The organism is Stenotrophomonas sp. ZAC14D1_NAIMI4_1, from assembly GCF_003086775.1.
GTDB lineage: Bacteria > Pseudomonadota > Gammaproteobacteria > Xanthomonadales > Xanthomonadaceae > Stenotrophomonas.
On sequence record NZ_CP026001.1, the window covers coordinates 2,760,482 to 2,780,346 of the forward strand.

The 19,865-nt window shown below is 68.0% G+C and carries 17 protein-coding genes and 7 tRNA genes; 11 read left to right on the plus strand and 13 right to left on the minus strand.

Features of this window, described 5'->3' with window-relative positions:
• Nucleotides 1–49: 49 nt before the first annotated feature.
• The 3 genes from dsbG to C1927_RS12770 form a co-directional block, all read right to left on the minus strand.
• Nucleotides 50–889, minus strand: coding sequence for a thiol:disulfide interchange protein DsbG (gene dsbG, locus C1927_RS12760; protein WP_079222265.1), 840 nt, complete (start codon nt 887–889; stop codon nt 50–52).
• A gap of 30 nt (nt 890–919) precedes the next feature.
• Entirely contained in the window at nt 920–1,723 is an 804-nt protein-coding gene (locus tag C1927_RS12765; protein ID WP_108746896.1) for a TlpA disulfide reductase family protein, read from the minus strand.
• Nucleotides 1,724–1,807: 84 nt separating this feature from the next.
• Nucleotides 1,808–2,875, minus strand: coding sequence for a helix-turn-helix domain-containing protein (locus C1927_RS12770; protein ID WP_079225276.1), 1,068 nt, complete (start codon nt 2,873–2,875; stop codon nt 1,808–1,810).
• Nucleotides 2,876–3,055: 180 nt separating this feature from the next.
• Between C1927_RS12770 and C1927_RS12775 the strand changes: the two genes are divergently transcribed.
• The 8 genes from C1927_RS12775 (at nt 3,056) to C1927_RS12810 (ending at nt 6,970) form a co-directional block, all read left to right on the plus strand.
• Nucleotides 3,056–3,454 (plus strand): heavy metal-responsive transcriptional regulator, encoded by a 399-nt coding sequence (locus C1927_RS12775; protein WP_079222268.1) that lies wholly within the window; start codon nt 3,056–3,058, stop codon nt 3,452–3,454.
• Nucleotides 3,451–6,045 (plus strand): heavy metal translocating P-type ATPase, encoded by a 2,595-nt coding sequence (locus C1927_RS12780; RefSeq protein ID WP_108746897.1) that lies wholly within the window; start codon nt 3,451–3,453, stop codon nt 6,043–6,045. The genes C1927_RS12775 and C1927_RS12780 overlap by 4 nt, the downstream gene beginning before the upstream one ends.
• A gap of 89 nt (nt 6,046–6,134) precedes the next feature.
• Nucleotides 6,135–6,210, plus strand: a tRNA-Ala gene (locus tag C1927_RS12785).
• Nucleotides 6,211–6,264: 54 nt separating this feature from the next.
• Nucleotides 6,265–6,340, plus strand: a tRNA-Glu gene (locus C1927_RS12790).
• A 184-nt stretch (nt 6,341–6,524) separates the two neighbouring features.
• Nucleotides 6,525–6,600 (plus strand) — tRNA-Ala (locus C1927_RS12795).
• A gap of 49 nt (nt 6,601–6,649) precedes the next feature.
• Nucleotides 6,650–6,725: transfer RNA gene (locus tag C1927_RS12800), tRNA-Glu, on the plus strand.
• A gap of 46 nt (nt 6,726–6,771) precedes the next feature.
• A tRNA-Ala gene (locus tag C1927_RS12805) sits at nt 6,772–6,847 on the plus strand.
• A gap of 47 nt (nt 6,848–6,894) precedes the next feature.
• A tRNA-Glu gene (locus C1927_RS12810) sits at nt 6,895–6,970 on the plus strand.
• A 60-nt stretch (nt 6,971–7,030) separates the two neighbouring features.
• Here the strand turns inward: C1927_RS12810 and C1927_RS12815 are convergent.
• Nucleotides 7,031–7,447: a GNAT family N-acetyltransferase gene (locus C1927_RS12815; protein WP_079222271.1), complete on the minus strand. Its 417-nt coding sequence runs from the start codon at nt 7,445–7,447 to the stop codon at nt 7,031–7,033.
• A 76-nt stretch (nt 7,448–7,523) separates the two neighbouring features.
• Between C1927_RS12815 and C1927_RS12820 the strand changes: the two genes are divergently transcribed.
• Complete coding sequence (locus C1927_RS12820; protein WP_079222273.1) at nt 7,524–8,480, plus strand: SOS response-associated peptidase family protein; 957 nt, start codon at nt 7,524–7,526, stop codon at nt 8,478–8,480.
• A gap of 15 nt (nt 8,481–8,495) precedes the next feature.
• Here C1927_RS12820 and C1927_RS12825 read toward each other — a convergent pair whose 3' ends face one another.
• Nucleotides 8,496–8,876, minus strand: a complete 381-nt coding sequence (locus C1927_RS12825; RefSeq protein WP_079222274.1) for a response regulator — start codon at nt 8,874–8,876, stop codon at nt 8,496–8,498.
• 138 nt (nt 8,877–9,014) lie between these two features.
• Between C1927_RS12825 and C1927_RS12830 the strand changes: the two genes are divergently transcribed.
• Nucleotides 9,015–9,100: transfer RNA gene (locus C1927_RS12830), tRNA-Leu, on the plus strand.
• A gap of 64 nt (nt 9,101–9,164) precedes the next feature.
• Here the strand turns inward: C1927_RS12830 and C1927_RS12835 are convergent.
• From C1927_RS12835 to C1927_RS12845, 3 genes are all read right to left on the minus strand, one after another.
• Nucleotides 9,165–11,003, minus strand: coding sequence for a methyl-accepting chemotaxis protein (locus C1927_RS12835; RefSeq protein WP_079222276.1), 1,839 nt, complete (start codon nt 11,001–11,003; stop codon nt 9,165–9,167).
• A gap of 273 nt (nt 11,004–11,276) precedes the next feature.
• Nucleotides 11,277–11,687 carry a GNAT family N-acetyltransferase gene (locus C1927_RS12840; RefSeq protein WP_079222277.1) on the minus strand — a complete coding sequence of 137 codons (411 nt, stop codon included), beginning with the start codon at nt 11,685–11,687 and terminating at the stop codon, nt 11,277–11,279.
• Between the two features lie 15 nt (nt 11,688–11,702).
• Nucleotides 11,703–11,978: a hypothetical protein gene (locus C1927_RS12845; RefSeq protein WP_108746898.1), complete on the minus strand. Its 276-nt coding sequence runs from the start codon at nt 11,976–11,978 to the stop codon at nt 11,703–11,705.
• A 166-nt stretch (nt 11,979–12,144) separates the two neighbouring features.
• Here C1927_RS12845 and C1927_RS12850 point away from each other — a divergent pair, with 166 nt between their 5' ends.
• Nucleotides 12,145–13,233 carry a DUF5694 domain-containing protein gene (locus C1927_RS12850; RefSeq protein ID WP_108746899.1) on the plus strand — a complete coding sequence of 363 codons (1,089 nt, stop codon included), beginning with the start codon at nt 12,145–12,147 and terminating at the stop codon, nt 13,231–13,233.
• A 2-nt stretch (nt 13,234–13,235) separates the two neighbouring features.
• Here the strand turns inward: C1927_RS12850 and C1927_RS12855 are convergent, their stop codons facing one another.
• From C1927_RS12855 to C1927_RS12875, 5 genes are all read right to left on the minus strand, one after another.
• A complete protein-coding gene (locus C1927_RS12855) occupies nt 13,236–13,607 on the minus strand; it encodes a hypothetical protein (RefSeq protein WP_108746900.1) in 372 nt (123 codons plus the stop codon).
• Between the two features lie 92 nt (nt 13,608–13,699).
• Nucleotides 13,700–13,927 carry a hypothetical protein gene (locus tag C1927_RS12860; protein WP_108746901.1) on the minus strand — a complete coding sequence of 76 codons (228 nt, stop codon included), beginning with the start codon at nt 13,925–13,927 and terminating at the stop codon, nt 13,700–13,702.
• A gap of 75 nt (nt 13,928–14,002) precedes the next feature.
• Nucleotides 14,003–15,397, minus strand: a complete 1,395-nt coding sequence (locus C1927_RS12865; RefSeq protein ID WP_108746902.1) for an efflux transporter outer membrane subunit — start codon at nt 15,395–15,397, stop codon at nt 14,003–14,005.
• Nucleotides 15,384–16,547, minus strand: a complete 1,164-nt coding sequence (locus C1927_RS12870) for an efflux RND transporter periplasmic adaptor subunit (RefSeq protein ID WP_108746903.1) — start codon at nt 16,545–16,547, stop codon at nt 15,384–15,386. The genes C1927_RS12865 and C1927_RS12870 overlap by 14 nt, the downstream gene beginning before the upstream one ends.
• Complete coding sequence (locus C1927_RS12875; protein WP_108746904.1) at nt 16,540–19,758, minus strand: efflux RND transporter permease subunit; 3,219 nt, start codon at nt 19,756–19,758, stop codon at nt 16,540–16,542. Before C1927_RS12875 ends, C1927_RS12870 begins: the two co-directional genes overlap by 8 nt.
• Nucleotides 19,759–19,865: the final 107 nt, after the last annotated feature.

The following is a 19,865-nucleotide window of genomic DNA, read 5'->3' on the forward strand; positions in this document are numbered from 1 at the left end:
ACGTTGCCATGCGGGCCTGCTGTCATTCATTTGCGGTGCGGGAACATCCTCAGCGCGGGCCGAGCACCTTCTGCAGGTCATCGCCCTGCGGCAGGCCGGCGCGGCGTTCGACGCTGCCCTGCTCATTCTGGAACAGGATGCCCGGCGTGCCCTGGAAGCCCATTTCCACCATCAGCACCTGGTTTGCATCCAGCTTGCCCGCCACTTCGCGGCTGATGCTCGGCAGCGGCTTGATGCCACCCCGGTCGAACTGGTGTTCGTTGTCCAGCAGCGCGGCGCTGGGGTCGCGCGCGGACAGGATGGCTGCGGCCTTGGCCGGGCTGTCCTCGCGGATCACGCCAACCATGATGTGGCGAAGCTGCACCTTGCCGGCATCCACCCACGGACGTGCCGCTTCCCAGAACTTGTGGCAATACGGGCAGTTTGCGTCACTGAAGGTATAGACCACGCGCGGTGCATCGGCCTTTCCGTCGCGTACCCAGGCACTGCCTTCCAGCTTGGACCACATCTTGGCCGACATCGGCGCGGCCACCAATTTCTCCACCGCCTCGGCGGCCACGTCGTTGCCCTCGGCATCGAACAGGCTGCCCACCAGCACATGCTTGCCATCGGCGGTGACATAGGCCGCCGCCGGCTGCTGGCCGCCAACCACGCCGGCGAAGCCACGCAGGCCACCCGGCGCATCGAACTCGGAAATGACTTCGAAGCCGTGCTTCTCGATGCCCTTCAGCACCGCAGGACGCTCACCCTTGCCTGCCGCAGGAGCTGCTGCAGCAGTCCCGGCAGGCGTCTTGGCCGGCGGCGTCTGTGCCTGGCTGCAGGCGGTAATGGCCAGCAGCATCGGCAGGATCAGGACCGCAGGCGCGGTGCGCAGGGAAATCGACAGCATGTGAACTCCAGAGGGAAATGCCCGCGCAGGCTACCGCAGCCTGCGCAGTTTGTGTTCAAGACCGGCGTGGGTCAGTTCACCCAGGTGCAGATCGTGCAGGCGCCCCTGCGCATCGAAGAACAGGGTCGAGGGATAGGCCCGCACGCCCAGCACGGTCGAGGCAGCGGCAGGCTCATCCAGCAGCACGTCGCGCAGCGCAAGGCGCTCCGCAGTCAGAAACTGCTGGGCCTCATCGAGGCTTTCGCCCTGGTTGAGAAAGACGAACTGCAGCTCAGGGTGTGCCTGCTGCGCCTGGGCCAGAACCGGCATTTCGCGCCGGCATGGGCCGCACCAGCTTGCCCAGAGATTGAGCACCACCGGCTTGCCATGGAACTGCGCCAGGTCCAGCGGCCTGCCCTGCAGGTCCACCACCTGCACCGCCGGCAGCGACAACGTGTTGGCCTGCCACTGTGCCAGGCCGTAGCTGCCCAGGCCCCACAGCACTGCGCCTGCAAGGGCGCTGCACAGCACCGGAACACGCAGTGAAGGATGCCGGCGCAGGCTCCAGAGGCCCCACCCAAGCGCTGCAACCAGCACCACGGGCACGTGATAGCCACCATCGGCAATCTGCAACATGCTCCAGGGCGCTTCGCGATAGAAGGCGAAATTGGCGACGATGAAGGACACGCGGCCACAGAGCAGGCCCACCAGCAGCATGTCCAGCACCCGGCCCGCGCCTGAGGGCCGCTGCGGCACGGGCTGGCGCGACGACCAGAGCCGCGCGATGCCCATCGCCAGCAGCAGACAGACCAGGATCACCACAACCGGCATCGGCACCGGCCCCACACTTGGCATTGCATCACCTGCACTACATTCCAGAGGCCTGCATGGTCGGAGCGCTGCGCCTGTGTTGCAAGCGCCGCGCTCCGACCATGGCGGTCAGGCCGCGTCGAGCGTTGGCCCTGTGACCGGCACGACCGGCAAGGCACGAGAGGCCATCGCGGCGGGCGCCGGCAGAGCGCGCTCTCGACGCTTGCAGCTCACATGACGGCGGTAATTAGCCGGCGTCATGCCGACAATGCGCAGGAACAGGCGGCGGAACGCACTCTGGTCCGCATAGCCCACACCCCAGGCCACCTCGTCGATGCTCGCGCCCTGTTGCAGCAGGGTCTGCGCCTTCGCTACCCGCAGCCGCTGGCAGTACTCGATGGGACGCAGCCCGGTGGCCTTGAGGAAGCGACGCTGCAGGGTGCGCGGTTCCAGACCGGAAACCTCGCAGATGGACGGCAGGGTCGCCCCGCGGGCCGACGTGGTGTGCAGCCAGCGCTGGGCCTTGAGCACGTCACGGTCGCCGTGGGCGAAATTGGCACTGAACCGTTCCAGGTCCTGCTGCACGCCCGCCGGCACGACGATGCCCAGCTGCTGCGCCACCGCACTGGCCACGCCTTGCCCGTGCAGGCGGTACAGCAGGCGCAGGCCGAGATAGCGCCATGCCTGCGGGCCGGCCACGGTCAGCAGATCGCCATCGTCGACCAGCGTGCGCTCGCTGGGCGCCCAGCTGGCGGCCTGGCCCTGCAGGCCCGGGTGCCGGCGCAGGTCGGGGCCCGCCACGGTACGCCCGGCCAGCAGACCCGCCCGTGCCAGTACGCCCACGCCATCGGCCGCCGCCGACAGCAGGCTGCCGCCGTCGTAATGTGCACGCAGCCAGTCCAGCAACACTTCCTCGGCCCGCACCGAAACCACGGGGCTGACCTGGCCCGGCAGGGCAATCACCGCAGGAATCGCCGCATCCAGCATGTCCGCACCCGTAACCCGGTTCACGCCGCGGTGGCTGGCGGGCACGATCCAGCGGGTGACCAGCACGCGCGCGCTGGGGCGCCGCTGCTGCTGGGCAAGACGGTTGGCCACATGGGCCATTTCAGCCAGTACCGAGGCCGCGGAAGGATCTCCTCCCGGGTATTCGACCACGGCAACCTCGACGAAGTCCTCGTTCTTCAGTCCCTCCACGCTCCCCTCCTCCATTCGTTCAGGCCGTCGAGCGGCCAGTTCAGGCGAGGGTAGGAACTGCCCCAACGGCGGGGCTATGAAGAAAGTTGCAAAGTGACCTGAATGGGCAAAACCGATAAACCCTTGACTCTTGACCAGACTCCAGGGTTGACAATGGCCCCAGTCATCCAGGAGTGCGCCATGAACATTGGACAGCTGGCCCGCGAGGCCGGGGTGCCGATCGATACCGTCCGCTACTACGAACGCCAGCAGCTGCTGCCCACCGCAGCACGTTCCGCCGGCGGCTACCGCATCTTCGGCGAGCAGGACCTGCGCCGCCTGCGCTTCATCCGCCGCGCCAAGGCGCTGGGCTTCAGCCTGGAGGAAATCGCCGAACTGCTGACGCTGAGTGATCGCCACCAGCAGGACATGGCCAGCGTGCGCGATACCGCACAGGCCCGCCTGCTCGACATCGAGCAGCGCATGGCCGAGCTGCAGCGCATGCACGCCGCGCTGTCACAGCTGGTCGACGCCTGCCCGGGCCATGGCGACCTGGAGCAATGTCCCATCCTCGCCGCCCTGACCGAGGACAACGCATGAACAGCGGGCACTCGCATTCTGGACATGCGCACGGCACGGCAACGGGCGGCGGCAGCTGCTGCGGCGGCGCGAAGAAGGCGCCACTGGCAGTGAAGGATCCGGTCTGCGGCATGGACGTGGCCCCGGCCACCAGCGCCCACCATGCCAACCACGATGGCCGTGACTGGCATTTCTGCTCGGCACGCTGCCGCGAACGCTTCCTGGCCGACCCTGCCGCGTTCGACGGCAGCACGCCCGCAGCCAGCGCCACAAAGAAGGCCGGTGGCTGCTGCGGCGGGCATGCGGCGCCCGCCGCTGGCGCCGCCACGGTGAAGGACCTGGTCTGCGGCATGGACGTGGATCCTGCCAGCACCGCGCACCACGCCCACCACCAGGGCCAGGACTACCACTTCTGCAGCGGCGGCTGCCGGCAGAAATTCATCGCCGACCCGCAGCGCTATCTCGATCCGTCGTCCTACGTCGCACCGGAGGTGCCTGCAGGCACGCTGTACACCTGCCCGATGGACCCGGAAATCGTGCAGGAAGGCCCCGGCACCTGCCCGATCTGCGGCATGGCGCTGGAACCGATGATGCCCAGCCTGGACGATGGCGAGAATCCGGAACTGACCGACTTCCGTCGCCGCTTCTGGGTCTCGCTGCCGCTGAGCGTGGCAACGATGGCGCTGGCGATGCTGGCGATGACCCCGTTGCTGCACGCGCTGTCGCCCACGCTGCGGGTGTGGATCGAAGGCGCGCTGGCCACGCCCGTGGTTCTGTGGGCCGGGTGGCCGTTCCTCGAACGCTGGGCACAATCGATCCGCAACCGCAGCCCCAACATGTGGACGCTGATCGGCACCGGCGTCATCGCCGCCTACGGCTACAGCGTGGTGGCCACGGTCGCACCGGGCGTGTTCCCGCCTTCTTTCCAGCAGCACGGCCACGTGGGCGTGTATTTCGAGGCGGCGGCGGTGATCATTTCGCTCACCCTGCTTGGCCAGCTGATGGAACTGCGCGCACGGGCCAAGACCTCGGCGGCGATCAAGGCGCTGCTGGGCCTGGCACCGAAGACCGCGCGGCGGATCGATGCCGATGGCAGCGAACATGACGTGGAGCTGGCATCGGTGAAGGCGGGTGACCGCCTGCGCGTGCGCCCCGGCGAAAAGGTGCCGGTGGATGGCCGCGTGCTGGAAGGCCGTTCGACGCTGGACGAATCGATGCTGACCGGCGAACCCGTGCCCGTGACCAAGCAGGCCGGCGACAGCGTGATCGGCGCGACCCTGAATGGTTCGGGCGCGCTGGTGATCGAAGCCGAGCGCGTGGGCGACGACAGCATGCTGGCGCAGATCGTGCAGCTGGTGGCACAGGCGCAACGTTCGCGCGCGCCGATGCAGCGCATGGCTGACAAGGTGGCGTACTGGTTCGTGCTGGCGGTGCTGGCCGTGGCCGCGCTGGCGCTGTTCGGCTGGGGCCTGTTCGGACCGGAGCCGTCGTGGACACACGGCGTGCTGAGCGCGGTGGCGGTGTTGATCATCGCCTGCCCCTGTGCGCTGGGGCTGGCCACGCCGATGTCGATCATGGTTGCCACCGGCCGCGCCGCGCAGCACGGCGTGCTGTTCCGCGATGCCGAAGCGATCGAAGCACTGGGCAAGGTCGATACGCTGGTGATCGACAAGACCGGCACGCTCACCGAAGGCCGCCCGGCGTTCGACGCCGTGCAGGCCAGTGCGGGTTTCGAGGATGCGCAGGTGCTGCAGTGGGCCGCCAGTCTCGACCAGGGCAGCGAACATCCGCTGGCCGAGGCCATCGTCGCCGCTGCACGCAGCCGTGGCCTGCCGCTGCTGGCGTTGGAGGAGTTCGATTCGATCACCGGGCTGGGCGTGCAGGGTCGCGTGGAGGGCCGCGCGATGTGGCTGGGCAACACGGCATTGATGGCTGGGCAATCGGTGCAGGTGACCGCACTGCAAGAACAGGCCGATGCCCTGCGCCGACGCGGTGCCAGCGTGATGTATCTGGCGGTGGACGGCCAGCTCGCCGGACTGCTGTCCGTGGCGGATCCGATCAAATCGACCACCGCCGAAGCCATCGCCGCACTGCACCGCGACGGCCTGCGCATCATCATGGCCACCGGTGATGGCCTGCTGACCGCACAGGCGGTTGCATCCACGCTGGGCCTGGACGAAGTACACGGCGAAAGCCGTCCCGCCGACAAGGCCGCACTGGTGCAGCAGTTGCAGGCAGAGGGTCGCGTCGTGGCGATGGCGGGTGATGGCATCAACGATGCCCCTGCCCTGGCCAGTGCGAACGTCGGCATCGCCATGGGCACCGGCACCGACGTGGCGATGTCCAGCGCACAGGTCACGCTGGTGAAGGGCGATCTGCGCGGCATCCTGCGTGCGCGCCAGTTGTCGCGTGCGGCCGTGCGCAACATGCGCCAGAACCTCGGCTTCGCCTTCCTCTACAACGGCCTGGGCATTCCGGTCGCGGCCGGCGTGCTGGTGCCGTGGGGCATTTCGCTGTCGCCGATGCTTGCAGCGGTGGCGATGAGCCTGAGTTCGGTATCGGTCATCAGCAACGCGCTGCGCCTGCGCACACAGCGCCTGCCGCCCGGCTGACATCGGCGTCGCAACGGACGTGAAGAAAAGTGCAACAAACGCTTGCCAACCCCCGGGGGCACAGCTATTATTTCGCTCCTCAGCGACGTGGGGCCATAGCTCAGCTGGGAGAGCGCCTGCATGGCATGCAGGAGGTCAGCGGTTCGATCCCGCTTGGCTCCACCAATCTTTCGGCATTAGGCCGTCGAAAGGTCGCAAAAGAACATTGATGAGATCTGCGTCCCCATCGTCTAGAGGCCTAGGACATCACCCTTTCACGGTGGCGACCGGGGTTCGAATCCCCGTGGGGACGCCAACTCATCACGAACAACGAGGACCCGGCCGATAACCGGGTCTTTTTTGTTCACCGCCTACCGGCGTTCAGGTTGTGGCGTTGTGGTTCCCCTGCCCTCGTGGCCTTGGAGGACCAGAACGAAGAAAGCGAAAAAAAAGCTTCCACAAAGGTGAATACGTTGGTAAGATAGGCGGCTCGGTAACACGGGGCCATAGCTCAGCTGGGAGAGCGCCTGCATGGCATGCAGGAGGTCAGCGGTTCGATCCCGCTTGGCTCCACCACTTTCGACATTAGGCCGTCGAAGGTTCTACAACTTGAAGTTTTTCGTGCGTCCCCATCGTCTAGAGGCCTAGGACATCACCCTTTCACGGTGGCGACCGGGGTTCGAATCCCCGTGGGGACGCCAGTTTCAAAACGGACCCTGCTCCCGGCAGGACAATCCGGAGTTTCATGGGGCCATAGCTCAGCTGGGAGAGCGCCTGCATGGCATGCAGGAGGTCAGCGGTTCGATCCCGCTTGGCTCCACCACTTCGACATTAGGCCGTCGAAGATCTACAACTTGAAGTTTTTCGTGCGTCCCCATCGTCTAGAGGCCTAGGACATCACCCTTTCACGGTGGCGACCGGGGTTCGAATCCCCGTGGGGACGCCAATTCTTGAAGACCCCGGCCTCGGCCGGGGTTTTTCTTTGCCTGTCATCCAGGCATCGATTTCAGAAGCGCCGATACATGCCGACCGACGCCGGTGCGGTGGGTGCAAACCCGAACTGCGCGTACAGGCGATGCGCCTCGCCATCGGCGAGCAGGCTCACATATGCCGACGGCGGCAGATTCGCCTGCATCCACGCATCCAGCCGCCGCATTACTTCCTTGCCCAGCCCCTGCCCCTGCAACCGCGGCAACACGGCGATATCGCAGACCTGCAGGTGGCAACCGCCATCGCCGACGATCCGGCCCATCGCCACCAGCTCACTTCCCTGATAGGCGCAGACGCCGAACAGCGTGTTGGGCAGCGCGCGGCTGGCGGCCTCGGCGGTCTTGGCACTCAGCCCGGCCAGCAGGCGCAGCTGGCAGTAATCCTCCACGGTCGCCACGCCGTCGCGGAACTGGCAGGTCGTCGAATCACTCATGCGTCATCTCCAGGTGGTCAGGCTATCCTGCCGTAGTCACGTCGCAGCCGCTGCGACCTTCGCCCACAGAACGCCCATGTGCTACTCCGCCCTGATCCGCGCCGACTACGCCAAGCTTGTCCGTGAATACGGCGCCGTGCTGTCGCTGGAAGAATTTGCCGAGCTGTACGCGCACGATCCCGGCAAGAAGCGGCCGAAGACACCCAAGGCGATGGACGATGGCTTTGCCGGCGCACGCACCGAGCAGGGCCGCGACATCGTGGCGAAGATCCAGCAGTGGCATGCCGAGGAGCAGCAGGCGCTGCAGGCCGAGCTGTTGAAGCAGAGCGAACGGCGCGACATCGCCCACGCCACCCTGGCCACGCGGCCGACACAGAAAGCGCGCAACGACCTGCGCGTGGCCAGCAACCGCATCGAACGCGCGCAGGCACGCCTGGACGACCTGCACCGGGTGCAGCTGCTGCCGCGCGACAACCGCATCTTCCCCGGCACCTACGCGCCGGTGATGGTCAGCGAAAACGGGCAGCGGGTGATCAAGCCGATGCGCTACCAGTGCCGCCTGCCGGACAAGCCCGCACGCAACGACGTGCTCTACCCGGGCACCTACAACGCGCGACGCGACAGCCTGGAAGGCTACTGGCGCGGCGCCTTCGGCCTGCGCCACGGCGTGGTGGTGGTCAGCGCGTTCTACGAGCACGTGCCGCGTCATGCCATGGCCGGCCGCAGCCTGGATACCGGAGAAAAGGAACAGGACGTGGTGCTGGAATTCCGCCCCGACCCGCCACGTGATCTGCTGCTGGCCTGCCTGTGGGCCGAGTGGGAAGGCCCGGAAGGCCGGCTGTTGTCCTTCGCCGCGATCACCGACGCACCGCCGGCCGACGTGGCTGCCGCCGGTCATGACCGCGGCGTAGTGCCGATCCGGCCGGAACACCTCGATGCCTGGCTCAACCCCGATCCGGACCAGCTGGCCACGCAGTACGCCATCCTCGATGACCGCGAGGATCTGCGTTACGTCTACGAAGAGGCGGCCTGAGCCTGAGCCCGGCGGTCAGGCCTTGGCGCTGGAACGGCCGACCGCGCGCACCAATGCCCGCGACAGATCCGCCGACAGGTAGGGCTTGACCAGCAGCACACCGCCGCGCATCGACGCAGGCAGCTGATCGGCGGTCATGCCGGTGGCCAGCACGAAGGGCACGCCGCGTGCGGCCAGGGCAGCGGCCACCGGCTCACTGGTCTCGTTGCGGGCCAGGCGGTAATCCAGCAGAGCCACGTCCGGCGAGGTGTCCTGCAGCAGGCGCAACGACTCGGCAACCGTCTCGGCCAGACCGACCACCACGGCGCCCGCCTGCACCAGCTGCATCTGCAGCAGGGCGGCACTCATCTCATCGTTCTCGACCACCAGCACCCGCAGGCCTTGCAACGCAGTCATGGGCCTCCCTCCGGCGCCTGTCAACCGGATCCAGTATAGCCATCGCCCAGCCATTACCGACAAATCAACGGGCTTCCGGCCCTGTACGGAGGCGCCTCTATGAAGGTCCTCCGGGCTCGGTTACACTAGCCCGCTGCTGCCGGTGTGGCGGAATGGTATACGCAGCTGACTCAAAATCAGCCGGGGGTGACCCCATGAAGGTTCGAGTCCTTTCACCGGCACCATCGAACAAAAGGCCAGGTCATCGACCTGGCCTTTTGCGTTGCTGCAGGCACAACCGCCCCGGCGTCAGGTCACGACCCGCAGCATCGGCATCCGCTGCGCGCCCGCGCCGCCCTGCCCCGCATCCACCCGGAACCCGGCCACGGTCTGCAGCAGCTGCGCGGACTGTTCCTCCATGCTGCGCGCCGCCGCCGAAGCCTCCTCCACCAGCGCTGCGTTCTGCTGCGTGCCCTGGTCGATCAGGTCGACGGCCTGGTTCATCTGCTGGATGTCGTCGCTCTGCTGCTGTGCCGCCGTGCTGATCTGGGTCATCAGTTCGCTGACCCGGCGCACATCGCGCACGATCTCATCCATGGTGCGTCCCGCGCTTTCCACCTGCGCGGTGCCGGCGCCGACGTTGGCCACCGATGCGTCGATGAGCTGCTTGATCTCCTTGGCCGCACTGGCCGAACGCTGCGACAGCTCGCGGATCTCGGTGGCCACCACGGCGAAGCCGCGGCCATGCTGCCCCGCGCGCGCGGCTTCCACGGCGGCATTCAAGGCCAGGATGTTGGTCTGGAAGGCAATGCCGTCGATCACCCCGATGATGTCGACGATGCGCCGCGAGGACGTGTTGATCACCGCCATGGTCGAGACCACTTCATGGACCACGGTGCCGCCGCGCGCCGCCACTTCAGCCGTGCCACCGGCCAGTTCGCTGGCCTGTCGTGCATGGGTGGCGGTGCGCTGCACGGTTTCGGCCAGGCCCTTCATCGACACCGCCGTTTCTTCCAGCGAGGCGGCCTGCTGCTCGGTGCGCTGGGACAGATCGTTGTTGCCCTGCGCGATCTCGCTCGCGCCCACCGCAATGGTGTCGGCGGCGAACTTGATCTGGCCGAGGATGCCGGCCATGGCCTCCACCAGCGCGTTGACGCCCTCGCAGAGATCGGCGATCGGGCCACGCTTGTCGGTCATGTCCACGTGGTGGGTCAGGTCGCCCTGCTTTGCGGCCGCCACCACTTCGCGGGTCTGCGCCACGGCGCGCTGGGTGGCCTGGTTTTCGTGCACCTGCGCGGTGATGTCGGTGGCGTACTTCACGACCTTGAACGGGCGACCGTTCATATCGAGGATGGGATTGTAGGACGCCTGGATCCACACCTCGCGCCCGTCCTTGCCCAGCCGCCGGTACTGGCCCGCGTCATACTCGCCCCGGCCCAGTTTTTCCCAGAACTGGCGGTATTCGGCGCTCTCGCGCTGGTCGGGTTCGACGAACAGGGAATGGTGCCGGCCGCGCACTTCCTCCAGCGTGTAGCCGGTGGCAGCGAGGAAGTTGGCATTGGCGGACAGGATGCGACCGTCCAGGCTGAACTCGATGACCGCCTGTGACTTGTCGATGGCCGCCAACTGGCCTGCCGAATCGGCGGCCTGCAATTTCTGCGCGGTGATGTCCGTGGCGAACTTCACCACCTTGTACGGCCGCCCTTGGCGATCCAGCACCGGATTGTACGAAGCCTGGATCCATATCTCGCGCCCGCCCTTGCCGATGCGCCGGTACTGGCCGGCATCGAACTCGCCGCGCGCCAGCCGCGCCCAGAACTCGCGGTACTCGGCGCTGCGGGCGTGTTCGGGGTCGACGAACAGGGCGTGGTGCTGGCCCTGGATCTCATCAAGGCGGTAGCCCACCGCCTGCAGGAAGTTGTCGTTGGCCTGCAGGATGGTGCCATCCAGGGCGAACTCGATGACCGCCTGCACGCGGTGCAGGGCAGCCACCTGCGCGGCAAGCTCATCCTGTCGGCGGTCCTGCGCGGGCACATCAGTGGTGGTGCGCTGCGCACCCAGCGCGCCCAGCAGCAGGCGCCAGGGTGAGTAACGGGAATGGGAATCGGCCGGCGTCTGCTCACCCGCCGTGAAGCCTGGCATCAGCATCTTGGGTTCCTCGGAGTCCAATAGAATGCAATCCGGCGGGCGGATGCCCGGCGGGGCCATCAATTGCCTGGACTTGCAGACGCGCGGGGGGGGAAGCGTCCTTGTTCGTCTTGCGCGTAAAGCTGGACTGCGGACTGCGGAAGGCGGTACACACAGCGCGGGCCACCCGTCGGGGGCAGCCTGGAGTCCAGCAGCGAAAGGCAGGAGCGGGATCCAGTCAGGTTATCGGCGGGCCGGACGCCACCTTTAGGGCGATCTGCACGACCCGCGCCTTCACAACGCCCGGCGGTACAGCAGCTTGCCCCCGGCCTCGCCCTGGGCCTCGTAGCCATTGCGCTCCAGCAGGGCCACCATCTGCGGGAAGGCCTGCGAGGTCTTCACTTCGATGCAGCCGTAACCCTGCGCGGCTGCCCAGCGCTGCTGGGTTTCCAGCAGCGCCTGGGCGATGCCCTGGCGGCGATGGGCCGGATGGATGCCGCCAACCCAGCTGTAGAAACGCCTGCGATCGAGCGCGTAACCCACCTTGAAGCCGACCAGCTCACCGCCCTGCTCGGCCACCAGCACCAGGTGGCGGCGCCCGGCCAGGCGTTGCGCGTAGGTGGCATGGGTGCGCCCCTGGCCCAGCTCGCCCACGCCCTGCAGCACCTGCAGGGCTTCGTCCAGATTGCCTACTCTTACCAGCATCGTGTTCCTCCGCGGTCAGCGTTGACGCCACATCATCCAGCGCAGCACGGCAATGGCCAGCACGGCCGGCAGGTAGCCGAGACTGCCCACCCACACAAGCAGCGCTGCCGTCACCCAGCCACCGCCGCCACCGAAGATCCACGACGTGTGCTGCAGGACATGCAGTGCCACCGGCAGCAGCAGCGCCGGCGACAGCCGCAGCAGCTGCCAGCGCCAGCCGAGCGGCCCGACGAAGCCAATGATGGCACCGAGCAGTGCGGCGATCGTCACAATGGGGAGTGCAGCGTCCATGTCGGTGTTCGTTTGCAGGATGCAGCAGCCATTGTGGACCACCACCGCCGTTACAGCGATGCGCGCTGCGCCGGGAAGGTTGCAATGACCAACGACCCATTACATCGCGCGTCGCTGCGTGCAGCATCACCTGCATCACGGATGCATCCATTGCAGGGAGAAGCCCATGTTCAAACGTCGCGCGTGTGTCTTGTTGTTGAGCCTGTGCAGTGCCGCCGCCGGCGCCGCTGATGCGCCCTATCGCCCCGCCTTCCATCCGGGCGAGCACAAGGGACCGCCTGCCGGCCGCGTGAATGACGTCCTGGTTCTGGGCAGCCCGCATCTCTCCGCCCTGCCCGATTCGTTCCAGCCGGCGATGCTGGAGCCGCTGCTGTCGCGCCTGCAGGCATGGCAGCCCACGGCCATCGCAGTGGAGAACGTATCGGGCCTGCAATGCGATTTCATGCGCCGCAGCCCGACCCGCTACGCCGACAGCGTGAGCACCTACTGCGTCGACACCGCACCGGCACAGGCCGCAACCGGGCTGGATGTACCGCAAGCCAATGCCGAAATGGAGCGGCTGCTGGCGACATGGCCGAAGGACGCCACGCCGGCCCAGCGGCGCCGGCTGGCGGCGGTGGCCTTGGCCGCCGGCGAACGCGGTTCGGCCATCGTGCAATGGCTGCGCCTGCCCAGCAGCGAACGCCGCGCGGCCGACAGCCTGACCCCGGAACTGGTCGCCTTCCTGGATGCACGCGTGCTGCGCAAGGACGAGGTGAACCTGGTCGCCGCCGAGCTGGCCGCACGGCTGGCGCTGGAACGCCTGTGGTCGGTGGATGACCACACTGCCGATACGGAAACCCCGAAGGAACTGCAGAAGGCCTATGCAAAGGCCATCCGCGGCGCGTGGGACAACCCCGCCAGCAAAGCCCGCCGCGCGGCCTCTGCTCCCTTCGATGACAACGTGGCCCAGCCAGGCGGCGTGCTGGCCCTCTACCGCCACGAGAATTCCCCGCAGACCGCGCAGAACGTCTACGACAGCGACTTCGGCGCTGCCCTGGTCGAACCGTCGCCGGAGGGCTTCGGCCGCAACTACGTGGGCTACTGGGAAACCCGCAACCTGCGCATGGTCGCCAACATCCGCGACGTGCTCGGCCAACACCCGGGCACGCGCATGCTGGCCATCGTGGGTTCGTCACACAAGTGGTACTACGAGGCCTATCTGGACCAGATGCATGATGTGCAGCTGGTGGATGTGGCGCCGCTGCTGCGCTGACGCTACGGGCCGAACGTCTTGACCATCAACGCGGGCGAGACGAACACGCGCAGCCCATGCTCCAAGGGCTGCTGCATGTCGTAGCCGCGCGCATGCGGCCAGCTGCCGGCCCCACCGATCTCGACGAACTCGGCCCCTGCATTGCGGACCACCCGCGCGCCCGGGCTGGATGCGAGGCAGCCGTCAAACACCGGCTCGCCCTGTCCCGCCGCAAACACCTGCACGCGTGCATCACCGCTCAGCACGCTGAAGGACAACAGCAGGCGGACGCCTCCCTGCGCATGCACCACCTGCACGTCGATGCCGTCGGAGGCGTCCACCGACGGTGCGACGCCGAACAATCCGATAAAGGCGGTTTCATCCCAGGCGAACATCAACAACCTCGTCATTGGTAGCGTCGAGCCGTGCTCGACTGCCGTCTGCACAGGCAGTCGAGCACGGCTCGACTCTACCAAGACTGGCCTGCTCAGCGGGGGCGGCGCCCGTTGCGCCACAGTACGGCGCTGGCGCCGATGATGCAGGCCAGGGTAGCCAGCAGTGCGCTGGCCACGCCCCATTGCAGCACCGGCACCAGCGACTGCGCCAGCGGGTCGGCACGCAGCTGTTCCAGTCGCAGGCCGCCGGCCAGGGCCAGCAGCCAGCCGATGCTGGCGGGCGCGTAGGCGCCGGCGATGTGGGTGTTCCAACGGCTCATGGCACTTCCCTGCTGAGGTGGCGATGGGGCGATTGTTCCGCCCCGCCCTCTCACAGGTTGAGACCGTGGCCGGACTCAGCGCGCCCAGCCGCCGCCGAGGGCCGCCATCAGCGCCGCGCTGGCCTGCAGCTGCCGGCTCTGGATGTCCTGCAGGCCCAGCTGCGCCTGCCGCGCGTCGGTCTGCGCACTCACTACATCCAGGTAGCTCACCGCGCCGCCGGCGTAGCGGTCGCGTGCGATCTGTTCTGCGCGCCGCGCGGCCTGCACGGCGTCGTCCTCGTGCCCGCGCTGCGCATCCAGCTGGCGCAGCAGGGTCAGCTGGTCCTCGACCTGGCGGATCGCCGCCAGCACCGTGGCCCGGTACTGCGCCGAGGCCGCATCGAACTCGGCGTAGGCCTGCGCCTTCGCAGCCCTGCGGCGGCCGCCATCGAACACCGGCAGCGCGGCCAGCGGGCCCAGTGCCCAGTAGCGGTTGCCCACGTCCAGCACCGACGCGCTGCCGGAGGTCTGCCCGCCCAGCAGTCCGGTCAGGCTGAGCTGCGGGAACCAGGCGGCACGCGCCACCCCGATGCCGGCGTTGGCGGCAAACACCCGCCGCTCGGCTGCAGCGATGTCCGGGCGCTGCTGCAACAGCTTGCTGGGCAGGTCCGCGGGAACCTGCGGCAGCGTCGGCAGATTGCCATCGGCCAGCACGAAGCCACTGGCCGGGGCCCCCACCAGTTCGGCGATGGCATGGCGCAGCAGCGCGTGGCGTGCATCCAGTGCGTCCAGGTCGGCCTGCGCGCTGGCCAGCTGGTGGCGCGCGCGGGCCACGTCCAGTTCCGAGGCGATCTCGCCGCGGAACCGGTCTTCGGTCAGGGCCAGCGCCTGCCGGTAGTCGTCGATGCTGTCGCGCAGGATCACCTGCTGCGCCTCGGCGCCGCGCAGCTGCAGGTACAGCCCGGCCATCTGCTGCGACAGGCTCAGCCGTGCTGCCGCCAGGTCATCGCCACTGGCCTCGGCACGCGCCCCTGCCGCAGCAGCGGCGTTGCGCAGGCGTCCCCACAGGTCCAGGTCGAAGGACAGCGAGAACGCCGCGCTGTTGCTGTCGTAGATCGCAGGCTGGGTGGCACTGCGCAGCGGCTTGTCATCGGACTGGCGCTGGCGCATCGGGCCACCACTGAAGCCGACCTGTGGCGCACGGGCCGACGTCACTTCACCGGCTGCGGCACGCGCGGCATCGTAATGGGCCACGGCCAGCGCCAGCGTCGGGCTGGCCTCGACCAGCTGCTGCTGCAGGTGGTCCAGCTGCGGATCCTGGAAGGCCTGCCACCAGGCAGCCGGCAACGGCGAGGCGGCCGCGGATGCGCCACCGCCTTCATAGCCGGCCGGCATCGCCACGGCAGGCACCTGGTAAGTCGGCGCGAGCGAACAACCGCCGAGCAGCACCGCGCCCAGCACCAGCACCAGCCGGCGTTCAACCACGCGCATGTGCAGGCTCCTGCTCACCGGCGACCACGCGCACGTGGTCGCCTTCGCGCAGCGCGTCGGGCGGGTTGGGAATGACCCAGTCGCCGGCCTTCAGGCCGCGGTCCACGCGCAGCGTGCTGCCCAGGTCGCTGGCGATGTGGATGTCGCGCAGGTGCACGATGTCCTTGCCATCGACCACCGCCACCTGGGTGCCCTTGGCGCGGAAGATCAGCACCTCGGCCGGCACGCTGACGCCGTCGCCGCCGCCCTGCTGCGGCAGGGTCACTTCGGCGTAGCTGCCCGGCAGCAGCGCGCCGTCGGCATTGTCGACCACGAACTGCGCCAGCAGCGTGCCCGAACTGCGGTCGATCGCACTGGAGTCACCCTGCAGCGTGGCGGTGAAGTGGCGGCCGGACTGGCCCGGCACCTGCAGGCTGGCCTGCAGCCCCGGCGTGATGCTGCCCGCGCTGTTCTGCGGCACCGGCACCATCAGGCGCAGGCGGCGCGTATCGGCAATGTTGAACAGTTCGCGGCCGCTGTCATCGGCGCGGATCAGCTGGCCGACGTCGGTCTGCCGCGAGGTCACGGTGCCATCGAACGGTGCGCGCAGCGTGCGGTAGCGCCCCAGCTCCTGCAGCCGCGCATAGTCGGCCTGCGCCGCTTCCACGCTGGCCTGCGCCGCCAGCGCATTGGCCTGCTTCTCATCGGCTTCCTGGCGCGACACCGAATGGCTGCCCAGCATGCCCTGCCAGCGCTCGGCACTGACCTTGGCCAGCGCGGCATCGGCCTGTGCCTGCAGCAGGTGGGCGTGGGCCTGGGCGATCTGCTGGTCCAGTTCCGGGCTGTCGATCACCGCCAGAACCTGGCCGGCCTTGACCGACTGGCCGATGTCGGCAGTCCACGATTTGAGGTAGCCACCGACGCGCGCGTGGATGGGCGCTTCGGTCCAGGCAGTCAGGTGCGCCGGCAGGGTCATCGTGCCCGCCGCCGCCTGTGCACCGGCCGTGACAACCTGCACGGCCGGCACCGCCTGGCGCTCGGTCCATTCCACCACGGCGTGGGCCTGCTGCGCGCGCAGGGCCAGGCCGGCGGCAACCACGACCACCGCGATGGCGGCACCCAGGATGAGGGGGCGGCGCAGCGAACGCTGCGGCAGCGAAGCATCAGACATGCAGGGGCTCTCCAGCGGGGGCGGTGCGGGGCTTACGCGAGTGGGCCAGGGCAAACACCACCGGCACGAACAACAGGGTGGCGCACGTCGCCAGCAGCAGGCCGCCGATGACCGCGCGGCCCAGCGGCGCGTTCTGCTCGGTGGACAGTGCGGTCGGCAGCATGCCCAGGATCATCGCCAGCGCGGTCATGCAGACCGGCCGGAAACGGGTGAACCCGGCTTCCAGCGCGGCCTTGGCGGCATCGCCGTGTTCGGCCAGGCGCTCGCGGCAGAAACTGACCACCAGGATCGAATTGGCCGTGGCCACGCCCATGCACAGGATGGCCCCGGTCAGCGCGGGCACCGACAACGATGTGTGGGTGAGGAACAGCATCCAGACCACACCGGCGAGGCCAGCGGGCAGCGCGGTGATGATGACGAACGGGTCTGTCCACGACTGGAAGTTGATGACGATCAGCAGATAGATCAGCACGATGGCGGCCAGCAGGCCGTAGCCGAGGCCGGTAAAGGCCACATGCAGCGCATCGATCTGGCCGTGCAGGCCGACCTCGGTGCCACGCGGGCGCTGGCTGGCCATGCCATCGATGACCTTCTGCACATCGGCGGCCACCGCGCCCAGGTCACGCCCCTGCACGCTGGCGTACACGTCCAGGGTGGGCTGCACGTTGTAGTGGGTCACCACCGCCGAACTGGACCCGCGCTGGATCTCGGCCAGGCCGCCCAGCACCTGCGGCACGCCGCTGCTGCCGGTGACCGGCAACGCGCTCAAGGCGGCCAGGCTGTCCATGCGGTACTGCGGGGTGGCGGCCACCACGCCGTAGGAGATGCCGTTCTTCGGGCTCAGCCAGAACGTCGGCGCCACCTGGCCACTGCCGGCCAGCGAGGCGACCATGCTGTTGGTGACGTCGCGCTCGGTGATGCCCAGGCCGTTGGCGCGCAGGCGGTCCACGTCCACCTTCAGCGTCGGGTAGCCATCGGGCTGCTGCAGGCGCAGATCGACCAGGCCGGGCACGTGGCGCAGCCGGCGGATCAGTTCCTGCGCATAGGCGCGGTTGCCGGCCGCATTGGGCCCGGCAATGCGCACATCCATCGGCGCCGGCGAACCGAAGTTGAGGATCTGGCTGCTGGTATCGGCCGGCAGGAAGGCGAAGCTGGTGCCCGGGAAGGCGGCGGGCAGCACTTCGCGGAGGCGACGCTCGTACCCGGCCGCATCACCGTGTCCGGGCTTCAGCGAAACCTGGATGTCACCGTCCTGCGGGCCGATGGTGCCGCTGCCGCTGTAGGCCATGTTGATGCCGGTCATCGGCAGGCCCAGGTTGTCGACGATGGCATCGATCTCGGCCGGCGGGACTTCCTGGCGGATGCGCGCTTCAATGCGATCGAAGGCAGCAGCGGTTTCCTCGATGCGGGTGCCCAGCGGCAGGCGCACATGCAGCGACAGCGCACTGGCCTCGGTGGCCGGGAAGAAATCCTGGCCCAGGGTCGGCAGCAGCGCGAAGGACACCAGCACGCAGGCCATGAAGCCGATCAGGAACGGCCGGCGGTTGCCCAGGGCCAGGCCCAGCAGCGCGTGGTAGCGGTCACGCACGGCCGAGAAACCGGCTTCGAAACGCTGCTGCCAGCGCACCAGCGTGGCGGCCAGGCGCGCACGGCGGTGCTGCGGATGATCGCCCTCGTGATGGTTGAGGAAGGCATCTTCGGGATGGTGGCCCACGCCATGCTCGACCCGGTGCGGGCGCAGCAGGTACAGCGCCATGGTCGGCACCAGGGTGCGCGACAGCACGAACGAACTGCCCATGGCGAAGATGACTGCCAGCGCCATCGGCCGGAACAGGTAGCCGGCGATGCCATCGAGCAGGAACATCGGCACGAACACGATGCAGATGCACAGCAGCGAGACGAACGCCGGGCCGACGATCTGTGCGGCGCCATCGAGGATGGCCTCGCGCACGCCCTTGCCCTGTTCCAGGTGCCAGTTGACGTTCTCGATGGTCACCGTGGCGTCGTCCACCAGGATGCCCACGGCCAGCGCCAGGCCGCCCAGGGTCATCACGTTGAGCGTCTGCCCGGCCGCCGACAGCAGCGCGATGGCCGAGAGCACCGCCAGCGGAATCGACGCCGCAATGATCACCGTCGAGCGCCAGCTGCCGAGGAAGACCAGGATCATCACGCTGGTGAGCAGCGCGGCGATGATGCCTTCGCGGGCGACACTGCTGATCGATTCACGCACGAAGGTGGAGGCATCGCCGAGCAGCGAGATCTTCAGCGATGGCGGCAGGGTTTCGCCGATCTGCGGCAGCATGGCGCGGATGCGGCTGACCAGGGTGAGCGTGGAAGCATCGCCATTCTTCAGCGCGGCCATCAGCACCGAGTGGCCGCCGTTGACGCGCACGATGTTGGTCTGTGGCGGCGAGCCATCGCGCACGTGGGCGACCTGGCCGATGGTGACCACCGCGCCATTGACCGTGCGGATCGGCAGATCGTTGAGCGCTTCGATGTCGCTGGGGCTGTTGTTGAGCAGCACGGTGAACTCGTTGCCGCCGAGCTTGGCCGTGCCCACCGGGGTGATCTGGTTCTGCGCGGCCAGCGCGTTGCCGACGTCCTGCGCGGACAAGCCCTTGGCTGCCAGCGCCTGCGGATCGAGGTCGAGGGTGATCTGCCGCTGCTTGCCGCCGTAGGGTGCGGGGATGGCCAGGCCGGGAATGGAGGTGAGCGGTGGGCGCACGGTGTTCTGCGCCAGGTCGCGGATCTGCGATTCGCCCAGGGTCGGGCTGGAGAACGCCATCTGCAGCACCGGCACGGTGGAGGCGCTGTAGTTGAGGATCAGCGGCGGGGTCATGCCGGCCGGCATCTGCTTGACGATGGTCTGCGAGATGGCGGTGATCTGCGCGTTGGCGGTACGGATGTCCACGCCGGGCTGGAAGAACACCTTGACCACGCCCATGCCGGCCAGCGACTGCGATTCGATGTGTTCGATGTCGTTGACGGTGGTGCTGAGCGCGCGCTCGTAGGGCGAGATGACGCGGCCGGACATGGCATCGGGGGACAGGCCGGTGTACTGCCAGACGACGGCGATGACGGGGATGCCGATGTCGGGGAACACGTCGGTGGGCGTACGCAGGGCGCTGAGCGGACCGACGATGCAGATGAAAATGGCCATCACCACGAAGGTGTAAGGCTTGTTGAGCGCGGTCCTGACCAAGCCGAGCATGCAGCTCTCCAGCAGTGCGTGTGCCCACCGTGGGCAGCGCAGGCCGGAAAGTATCGGCGCTGGCAGTTAAAACAAAGCTGTGCCGTGGATGAAACATCTTTCATGAA